The following is a 1,689-nucleotide window of genomic DNA, read 5'->3' on the forward strand; positions in this document are numbered from 1 at the left end:
CCGCCGGCACCGGGCACCAGGCCCAGCTTGACCTCGGGCAGCGCCACCTGCGTGCCGGGCGCGGCCACGCGGTAGTGGCAGCCGAGCGAGAGTTCCAACCCGCCCCCCATGCACACGGTGTGGATCGCGGCGACCACCGGCTTCGTGCAGGCCTCCACCGCGAGGATCACGCTCAGCAGGTTCGGCTCCTGCAGTGCCTTCGGCGAGCCGAACTCGCGGATGTCGGCGCCGCCCGAGAAGGCCTTGCCGGCGCCGGTGATCACGACAGCCTTGACCTTGCCGTCGGCCTGGGCCTTGTCGAGCCCGTCGGTGATGCCCTTGCGGGTGTCGTAGCCGAGGCCGTTGACAGGCGGGTTGTCGAGCGTGATCACGGCAACCGGGCCGCGAAGTTCGTAGGTGGCGCTCATGCAGAGTCCTCCGGTGGTGGAGAGTGGGAATAGAACGATCGTTCGATTCTAGGAAGGAATCGTGGCGGGGTGATGTCTCGTCAGCGACAAACCCGGATCGGCGTCCGGGTCAGACCTCGAGCCACTCCTTGCGAATATAGGCGTTCGACTTCAGCTCGGTCGGCGTGCCCTCGAACACGATCCGCCCGTGCCCCATCACGTAGCAGCGCTGCGAGATCTCCAGCGCGATGGTCAGCTTCTGCTCGACCAGCAGCACCGAGACGCCGCGCCGCTTCAGCTCGTTCAGGTACTGCGCGACCTGCTCGACGATCTTCGGGGCCAGGCCCTCGGTCGGCTCGTCGATCATGATCAGGTCCGGGTCGCCCATCAGCGTGCGGCACAGCGTCAGCATCTGCTGCTCGCCCCCCGACAGCACGCCCGCCTCGGTGTGCTGGCGCTCCTTCAGCCGCGGGAACATCGCGTACATGTCGTCGAACGACCAGCGCGGCGATTGCTTTCCGCGCTTCTCGCCGAGCAGCAGGTTCTGGTGCACCGTCAGCTTCGGGAAGATGTCGCGGTTCTCCGGCACGTAGCCGATGCCCTGGTGCGCGATCTCGAAGGCCTTCAGCCCGAGCAGCTCGCGTCCACCCCAGCGCACCGAGCCCTTCCCGTCGACCAGCCCCATGATCGCCTTCACGGTGGTCGAGCGGCCCGAGCCGTTGCGGCCCAGCAGGCTGACGATCTCGCCGGGCTTCACGTCCAGCGTCACGCCGTGCAGCACGTGGCTCTTGCCGTAGAACGCATGCAGGTTGTCGAGTTTCAGCATCGTCACGCCCCATGCGCCGCGAGGACCGAGCCCAGGTACGCCTCCTGCACCCTCGCACTCGCCCGCACCGCCTCCGGCACGTCGAACGCGATCACCTCGCCGTACACCAGCACCGCGATCTTGTCGGCCAGGCCGAACACCACGCCCATGTCGTGCTCCACCGTCAGCAGCGTCTTGCCCACCGTCACCTCGCGGATCAGCTGGATGAAGCGCGTCGTCTCGCTCTTGCTCATGCCGGCGGTCGGCTCGTCGAGCAGGATCACGCTCGCGCCGCCGGCGATCGTGATGCCGATCTCCAGCGCGCGCTGCTCGGCATAGGTCAGGTTCATCGCCTGCACGTCGCGCTTCTTGTCGAGCTTGATCATGCGCAGCACCTCGTCGGCGCGGTCGTTCGCGTCGCGCAGGTCGGCGAGGAACTTCCAGAACGCGTAGCGGTAGCCCATGCTCCACAGCACCGCGCAGCGGATGTTCTCGAAC

3 protein-coding genes are annotated in these 1,689 nt (G+C 67.3%); all 3 read right to left on the reverse strand.

The features are described from left to right. Positions 1 to 407, reverse strand: a 407-nt coding sequence (locus AC1D15_RS30835) for an enoyl-CoA hydratase/isomerase family protein (RefSeq protein ID WP_477829029.1), incomplete at its 3' end; no start/stop codon positions are given. Between the two features lie 109 nt (positions 408 to 516). Next, complete coding sequence (locus tag AC1D15_RS30840; RefSeq protein ID WP_477829031.1) at positions 517 to 1,212, reverse strand: ABC transporter ATP-binding protein; 696 nt, start codon at positions 1,210 to 1,212, stop codon at positions 517 to 519. Between the two features lie 2 nt (positions 1,213 to 1,214). Further along, positions 1,215 to 1,689: ABC transporter ATP-binding protein C-terminal domain-containing protein (locus AC1D15_RS30845; protein WP_477829030.1), on the reverse strand; the 475-nt coding region annotated here is incomplete at its 5' end.

Source organism: Rhizobacter sp. P2_H2, from assembly GCF_056403375.1.